Raw genomic sequence first — 7,415 nt, 5'->3', positions numbered from 1 at the left:
TGGCTGGATGGCATTGCCCGGGGGCGCCGGGGTTCAAATCCTCCTGGGGAACCCCCGCTGGAAGGACAGGTGCGCAGATGGGAGTCGCGGGCCGTACGGGACCCATCGAGGTGCTGCGCAACCTGACGTTGTCACTGCAGCGCATGGTGGCGACCGAGATCGCGACTGGCGTGGTGCGCGGCACGGCGGACGGGCTCCGCGAGGAGGTCCCTGACGGCCACGGTCAGTTGCACACCTTGCTCCAGGACCTGCTCACGGTGCTGAGCCGCATGGCGCACGAAGCCGCCGAGCGTGAACCTGGTGCATCGGGGGGGGCGACCGAGGTGCTGGCGGGTGCGGCCATGGAGGGGGCGCTGAAGGCGTTGGAGCGGGAGTGGAACGAAGGGGGCCTGCCGCTCCACGGCTTCATGGTGAGGCTCAACCACCTCTTCGACGAAGTGGTGACGTTCGCCCATTCCCGCACGGATGAGATTCGCACGCCGGGTGAGCGCGCCCAGGTGATGGCCCGGGGCGTGGTGAAGGCGGCCACGGAGCAGCTGCACGACTCCCTGCCGGCCATCCTGGAGGACGCGCGCGGCGTGGTGCCATTGGGGGAGGAGGTGGCCTCGAAGGTGGGCCGGGGGCTGGTGGTGGGCGTCGAGTCCACGCTGCGCGAGGACTCCGCCTGGCTGTTGAGCTTGGTGGAGCAGGCAGGGCAGGGGTTGGTGCGGGGACTGGCGGCGGGCCTCCAAGAGGAGCTGGCGACGAATCCGAAGGCATCCGCGGAGGCGATGGGCGCATCCCTGGCGAAGCTCGCCGAGCGCACCGCGGCGGCGACCGTCCGGGGCGCGGGGAGCGCGCTCACGCAAGAGGAACTCCGCTGGCGGCAGGCTCCACGCAACCAGGACCTCTTGCGGCGCACGAGCCGGGAGGTCACGGCCGGAGCGCTGGAGGCCCTGGGGGAGCGGCTGCGACGGCCCCTGAGGGTGCTTGCTGGTGCGGGCGGTGCGCTCCTCGCGCTGACGGTGCTGTCGTCGCGCTGGCGCCACGCTTGAGGAACGACTCTTCGCGGCGGAGTGTGACTTCGGGCTGCAAGCCATCGAGAATGTCCGGATGGATTGCGGGTAATGGATACCAAGGCGCTCGTGGAACAGTTCGCGCACCATGTCGTGGCCCAGAACGAGGCTCTTTTCCGTGGGGACTCGCGGTCGGGCGGATGGATGTCCGTGTGATGGCGGCGGCGTTCCTGCTGCGCTATCGCACGGAGGATGCCAGGTCGGTGTTGGAAGAGGCCGCGCAGGGAGAGGGGCTCATTCCCTTTGGGGCCCAGCAGGTCCTCCAGCGCTGGGCTGAAGGCACCTGGGCGCTCGACCCGGGGTGAGCGGGCGCCAATCTGTCGCACTGCCCGGGACCTTGGTTCCTGTCCACTCCCTCGCCGCCGCGAGCTCGTGTGACGGCAGGCGCCCCGCCGCGTCAGCGGACATCCCCGTGCGACCCGCGTTCCGTGGCGACCTCCTCCACTTCCTCACCAGCTTCATCCCCGGGCGCGGCACAGGCAGGGGGAGGACTGATGGCGGGAGCCCGAACGCGTTGCTTGCTGCTCGGACTCATGGGGGGCCTGTGCCGCGCCGTTTCCCCCTCCGCCAGATGTCGCCTCCTCATGGCCGGCCGGGCACAGCGGGCCCTCCTCCCGCGCCCTCCACGCCGCGTTGTGGAGTGACCCCCGCGTTCCCAACCTCATGTCTGGGATTGCACCGGACAGGAGGCGACCGTGAGGCGACGCACAGGGAAGGGCCCGGCCTGCCTGCCGTGGGCGCTGACGCTGCTGCTCGCCGTTCCCTTCCAGGCACTGGCGGCGGATCCGCTGCCGTCCTGGAATGACGGCCCGGTGAAGCAGTCCATCATCGACTTCGTCACCCGCGCCACCACCGAGGGCGGCCCCGGCTACATCCCCCTGGAGGAGCGCATCGCCACCTTCGACAACGACGGCACGCTCTGGCAGGAGAAGCCCGTCGTGCAGGGCGCCTTCCTGCTGGAGCAGGTCAAGGCGGCCGTGAAGAAGGACGCGTCGCTCGGGAAGCGGCAGCCCTTCAAGGCCGTGCTGGAAGGGGACGTGGCCCTGCTGTCCTCCATGGAGGAGCCCCAGTTGATGGCGCTGGTCGCCGCCACCCACGCGGGCAAGACGCCGGATGAGCTCACCCGCGAGGCCCGCGCCTTCTTCCAGACCGCGCGCCACCCGAAGCTGGGCGTGCCGTACACGCAGCTCGCCTACGCGCCCATGCTGGAGCTGCTCCGGTACCTGCGCGCCAATGGCTTCCAGACGTGGATCTCCTCGGGCGGCGGCACCGACTTCATGCGCGTCGTCTCCGAGGACACCTACGGCATCCCGCCCCAGCAGGTCATCGGCAGCGACCTCAAGGAGAAGTTCGACGAGGGGGACGGCCACCCGGTGCTGCGGCGCGAGGCCCGCCTGGACCACGTCAACGACAAGGCCGGCAAGCCGGTGGGAATCGAGCAGCACATCGGGCGGCGGCCCGTGTTCGCCGCGGGCAACGTCCGGTCGGGCGGCGACATCCAGATGCTCCAGTACACGAAGGAGCAGCCGCGCCCCGGCTTCTCGCTGCTCATCAACCACGACGACGCGGAGCGCGAGTTCGCCTACCAGGAGAAGAACGACGCGTCCCTGAAGGCCGCGCGTGAAGGCGGCTGGACCGTGGTCAGCATGCGCCAGGACTGGAAGCGCATCTTCCCGGAGGAGGGACGGTGATGGACGCCTTGCACGCCTTCATCGGGTTGATGATTTCGACCTTCATCGTCGCGCTCGGTTTGTCGCAGGGCCTGTCGTGGCACCTGGCGGACCTGGGCCAGGGCGCGCGCCATCCCGTGTTCGCGCGGGGACTGGGGGTGTGCCTCGTCGGCGTGCCCTTGCTGTCCCTCATCGTGGTGAAGGTGCTGCCAGTGCCGCCCGTCGCGGCCGGCGTCATCGCGCTGATGGCGTTCTGCCCCGGGCTGCCCATGGCGCTCAACGTCGTGTCCAAGCAGAAGGGCAACCTGCCGCTGACCCTGGCGCTGTCCGTCACCCTGTCGCTCGTCGCCGTCGTGCTGATGCCGCTGTCCCTGAAGCTGTTGGAGCGGCTGTTCCCCGTGGCCATCCAGTCGCCACCGTACGGCGTGCTCCTGGGCAGGGTCATCCTCCCGTTCCTCGTGCCCTTCGTGCTCGGCATCGGCTTCCAGAGGGTGGCGCCCGGCTGGGCGCACCGGCTGCGCAAGCCGGTGAAGCTCTACTTCAACTTCGCCCTGGCCGTGGCCGCGCTGGCGCTGGTCGTGGCCAGCTTCCCGCTGCTGAAGCGCCTCCACTTCTGGGCGATCGCCGCGATGGTGGTGGTGACGCTGGGGGCCACGGCCCTGGGACACGTGGCCGGCCGGCCCCGGCCCGGGGACCGCACGGCGCTGGCCATCTCCGCCGTCTTCGGCAACCCCGCCTTCGCCTTCTGCCTGGGCGGCAGCACCTATCCCATGAAGAGCCTGCTGGGCGTCATGGGGCTGTACCTCTTGATCCGCACCGTGGCCATGGTGCCGTACCTGCTCTGGAACCAGCGCCACCAGGCGTCCGAGCGTGGCGGCGGGCCGTCACTGCCGTCGGGCAGGCGGACCTCCGCGGGCACGTGAGCCCTTTCCTGTCGTGAAGCCGATGCGCGCAACGCACCTCCGTGGGTGATGCCGTGGGGCCCGGGGGCCTCCACCCTTCCTTGCGTTCGGGAGGCCAGGCACACGGGGGGAAGGGCCATGAAGCGCACCACGGCCACGGCCGCGCATGTCCTGGACCGCTTCCTCCCGGGCGTCGAGCAGGCGCGGACCTACGAGCGGCGGTGGCTGCGCGCGGACGTCCTGGCCGCGATCACCGTGGGCGCGATGCTCATTCCCCAGGGCCTGGCCTACGCGCAGATTGTCGGCGTGCGTCCCGTGGCGGGGCTGTACGCGGGCGTCTTCGCGATGCTGGCGTACGCGCTGTTCGGTCCGTCGCGCCACCTGATGCTGGGGCCGGAGGCGGGCTCGGCCATCCTCACCGCGACGGCGCTGGGCCCGGTGGTGGCGGGCGGAGGACCGGAGCGGCTGGCTTCGCTGGCGGCGCTCCTGGCGTTGATGGTGGGAGTCGTGAGCTTCTTGTGCGGACTGTGCCGCGCGGGGGCGCTGGCGGACTTCCTGTCGCGGCCCATCCTCATCGGCTACGTCAACGGCGCGGCGCTCATCATCATCGGCAGCCAGCTGGCCCGGATGCTCGGGCTGGAGCGCAGGTCGAACGAGTTCGCGGGGCAGTTGCATGAGGTGGCGGCGAACGTGGGCCGCACGCATGAGCCCACGCTGGTGCTGGGGCTGGGCATCGTCGCGGCGCTGGTGGCCATGCGCCGCTTCCTGCCGCGCTGGCCCGCGCCGCTGGTGATGGTGGTGCTCACCACGCTGGTGACCTGGGCGTTCCAACTGGAGCACGGCGGCGTGAAGGTGGTGGGGCCCATCGCCGCGGCGGCGCCCGCCTTCGGCCTGCCCTCCCTGCGCTTCGACGACGTGCGCACGCTCCTGCCAGCGGCCTTCAGCCTCTCGCTGGTGAACTACGCCAGCTCCGTGCTCGCGGGCCGCGTCTACGCGGACCGCTTCGGCTACCGGCTGGACACCCATCAGGAGTTCATCGGTCAGGCGGCGGCCAACCTGCTCACCGGCCTCTCGCAGGGCTTCCCCGTGACGGGGAGCGACTCGCGCACGGCGGTCAACGCGGCCATGAAGGGGCGCACGCAGCTCGTCGGCGTGGTCGCGGCCGGGGTGGTGCTGGTGTTCTCGCTGTTCCTCACGCCGCTGCTGGCGAAGCTGCCGCTGGTGACGCTGGGGGCCATCGTCATCGTCGCGGCGGTGTACCTGCTGGAGGTGAAGCCCATCCTCCGGCTCTGGCGCGTGCGGCCGGTGGAGGCGGTGCTCGCGGTGGTGACCATGCTGGGCGTGCTCTTCCTGGGCATCCTCCATGGCATCCTCATCGCGGTGGCGCTGTCGCTGGTGGACCTCATCCGCCGCGCGGCGCACCCGCACGACGCCGTGCTGGGCGAGCGCGAGGGCATGCCCGGCTGGCACGACGTGGAGGGCCACGCGGACGCGGAGACGATTCCCGGCCTCGTCGTCTACCGCTTCGACGCGCCCCTCTTCTTCGCCAACGCCCGCTTCCTGCGCGAACAGGTGCACCGGCTGGTGGCTGATTCGCGCCACCCGGTGCAGTGGTTCGTGCTGGACGCGTCCTCCGTGTTCGACCTGGACATCACCGCGGCGGAGAGCCTGGAGAAGGTGCGCCACGACCTCACGGACGAAGGCCTCGTCTTCGCCGTGGCCCAGGCGCGCGCGCCGATGCGCCGGACGTTGAAGCGCTCCGGACTGGCCGCGCGGATTGGCGAGGACCGTCTCTTTCCCACCGTGGGCGCGGCCGTTCGCGCCTACCTCGAATCGCGAGACGACGCGCGGACCGCCTGGAGCGGCGAGTCCGTCTCCTCGCCACAGGTGCACTGACGCCATGACGCCAATCCAATCCAAGGCCCGAGTGGGCGCGGTGACGGGCGCGGTGACGGGCGCGGTGCTGGGACTGCTGCTGTCCGTGCCGGCGCTGGCGCAGGACGCGCACTACACCACGCGGCAGTTCGGCAACCGGGCGTGGCTGTTGGGCGGCGCCTTCGTGGGCAACCCGAATGACATCAGCGCCGTCTATTACAACCCCGGCGCGCTCGCGCTCCTGGGTTCGCCGGAGCTGGAGCTCACCGGCAGCGTGTACGAATACACGCGCCTGAAGGTGGAGGACGGGCAGGGCGAGGGGAAGGACCTGTCCGACTCCAACGTGGACGTGCTGCCGTCGTTGATCGCCGGCTCGCTGCGCTTCGGGTTCCTGGGGAAGTCCCGGATGGCCTACTCGCTGCTCACGCGCCAGGGCTTCTCCTACAGCCTGCAGTCGCGCGGCACGCGGCCAGGCACGGACCTGGCCGGCGTGCAGGGGCTGGACTCGCTGTCCACGGACGTGCGGCTGGACCAGACCGTGAGCGAGTTCTGGACGGGCGTCTCCTGGGCCTACCCCGTCACGGAGCACCTGGGCCTGGGCCTGACGCCGTTCGTCGCGACCCGGCATCACGAGCTGCGCTTCCAGACGCAGGCGCAGGGCTCCGGTGCCGCCGGCCAGCAGCTGCTGGCGACCCTGGGCCGCGACCTGGAGTTCGACCACGTGCGGGTGCTGTTGAAGCTGGGCGCCAGCTACCAGCACGGCCCCTGGGCCGTGGGGCTCACCGTGACGACGCCCAGCCTGTCGCTCTGGGGCCGGGGCTCGGTGGGGTTCGAGCGCGCCGTCCTGTCCCAGGGGGTGGACACGAACGCGCCCGCGCCCGTGTTCGACTTCCAGGAGGACCTGCCGGCGCACTTCCGCAACTCCTGGTCCGCGGCGCTCGGCGTCAGCCGGAGCTTCGGCGAGTCGACCGCGGTGTACGCGTCCCTGGAGGGCTACGCGCGCGTCTCGTCCATCACCCTGGTGGACGCCGAGCCCATCGTGCCGCGCGGCACCACCGAGTCCCTCAACGGAGACTACGCCTTCGCGCTCAAGCCGCTGCTCAACGGGGCGCTGGGCGTGGAGCAGGCGCTGGGGGACCGGGTGCGGGTGTATTTGAGCGGGCACACGGACTTCAGCGCGTTGGATCAGACGCAAGCGACGAACGCGCTGGTCGGGGGCTGGGACCTGTACCACGTGGCCTCGGGCATCCACTTCGTGCTGGGCCGCTCCCGCTTCACGCTGGGCGGCGACCTGGCGTGGGGAAGCAAGCAGACCGCTCGCTTCGCGGAGACGCTCCAGCAACTGGGCCTGTCCACCCCCATGCGAACCCAGGACGTCCACTTCTTCCAGGCCACGCTGCTGGTGGGCGCCAGCTTCTCGTTCAAGGACTCGAAGGCCACGAGCGGCAAGGGCGCCGTGGAGGAAGTCCCCAAGGCGGACTCTCCATGACGCCAGGGCACGACGGCGTGGTGGACGAGGAGGCGGCCTCCGCCTTCCTGCTGGACCTGGCGAAGGCGTTGCACCTGGCCTACCAGCCGTCGCTGCTGGTGGAGGCGCGCGTGTGCCGGGCGGCGAAGGCGTGGGGGCTGGACGTGGAGGTCTTCACGCTCCAGAGCCTGGCGATGACGGAGGTGGTGTCCTCGCGGAGTACACACGTGGCCTTCGAGAGGCTGCCCTTCGACCCGCACTGGAACCTGGGCCGGGCCGCGGCGCTCCTGCGGCTGGCGGAAGCCATCCCCGAAGGGCGCGTGCGGCTGCCCGAGGCCCGCGCGGAGCTGGACCGAATCCTGACCACGCACGCGCCCTATCCCGAGTGGCTCGTGTTCGTGGCCTACGGCGTCTATGGCGCGGCGGTGGCGGCGCGGGTGGGCGG

7 protein-coding genes are annotated in these 7,415 nt (G+C 70.9%); all 7 read left to right on the top strand.

The genetic code is table 11. From position 1 onward, the window contains the following. A partial coding sequence (locus D7V80_RS39365; RefSeq protein ID WP_370452627.1) for a hypothetical protein occupies nt 1-1,034 on the top strand: 1,034 nt, incomplete at its 5' end. A 176-nt stretch (nt 1,035-1,210) separates the two neighbouring features. After that, nucleotides 1,211-1,360, top strand: coding sequence for a hypothetical protein (locus D7V80_RS44065; RefSeq protein WP_370452626.1), 150 nt, complete (start codon nt 1,211-1,213; stop codon nt 1,358-1,360). Nucleotides 1,361-1,750: 390 nt separating this feature from the next. After that, nucleotides 1,751-2,746 carry an HAD family phosphatase gene (locus D7V80_RS39355; RefSeq protein ID WP_199738977.1) on the top strand — a complete coding sequence of 332 codons (996 nt, stop codon included), beginning with the start codon at nt 1,751-1,753 and terminating at the stop codon, nt 2,744-2,746. Then, nucleotides 2,746-3,648 (top strand): bile acid:sodium symporter, encoded by a 903-nt coding sequence (locus D7V80_RS39350; protein ID WP_120592924.1) that lies wholly within the window; start codon nt 2,746-2,748, stop codon nt 3,646-3,648. The genes D7V80_RS39355 and D7V80_RS39350 overlap by 1 nt, the downstream gene beginning before the upstream one ends. Nucleotides 3,649-3,765: 117 nt before the next feature. Then, the gene (locus D7V80_RS39345; protein ID WP_120592923.1) at nt 3,766-5,523 is read left to right on the top strand and encodes a SulP family inorganic anion transporter; all 1,758 of its coding nucleotides are present in this window, start codon (nt 3,766-3,768) and stop codon (nt 5,521-5,523) included. Nucleotides 5,524-5,527: 4 nt separating this feature from the next. Then, nucleotides 5,528-6,991 (top strand): hypothetical protein, encoded by a 1,464-nt coding sequence (locus D7V80_RS39340; protein ID WP_147447372.1) that lies wholly within the window; start codon nt 5,528-5,530, stop codon nt 6,989-6,991. Beyond that, on the top strand, nt 6,988-7,415 hold a 428-nt coding region (locus tag D7V80_RS39335; protein WP_147447371.1), incomplete at its 3' end, for a threonine/serine exporter family protein. The genes D7V80_RS39340 and D7V80_RS39335, both read left to right, overlap by 4 nt.

Origin of the sequence: Corallococcus sp. CA054B (assembly GCF_003611625.1) — a bacterium.
In the GTDB taxonomy this organism is placed as follows: domain Bacteria; phylum Myxococcota; class Myxococcia; order Myxococcales; family Myxococcaceae; genus Corallococcus; species Corallococcus coralloides.
The sequence above is the reverse complement of the archived record's forward strand: the minus strand, read 5'-3'. Positions and strand labels throughout refer to the sequence as shown.

Coding starts and splice junctions, on each gene's coding strand:
- D7V80_RS44065 (WP_370452626.1), top strand. CDS start 1,211: ATGGCGGCGGCGTTCCTGCTGCGCTATCGCACGGAGGATGCCAGGTCG.
- D7V80_RS39350 (WP_120592924.1), top strand. CDS start 2,746: ATGGACGCCTTGCACGCCTTCATCGGGTTGATGATTTCGACCTTCATC.
- D7V80_RS39345 (WP_120592923.1), top strand. CDS start 3,766: ATGAAGCGCACCACGGCCACGGCCGCGCATGTCCTGGACCGCTTCCTC.
- D7V80_RS39340 (WP_147447372.1), top strand. CDS start 5,528: ATGACGCCAATCCAATCCAAGGCCCGAGTGGGCGCGGTGACGGGCGCG.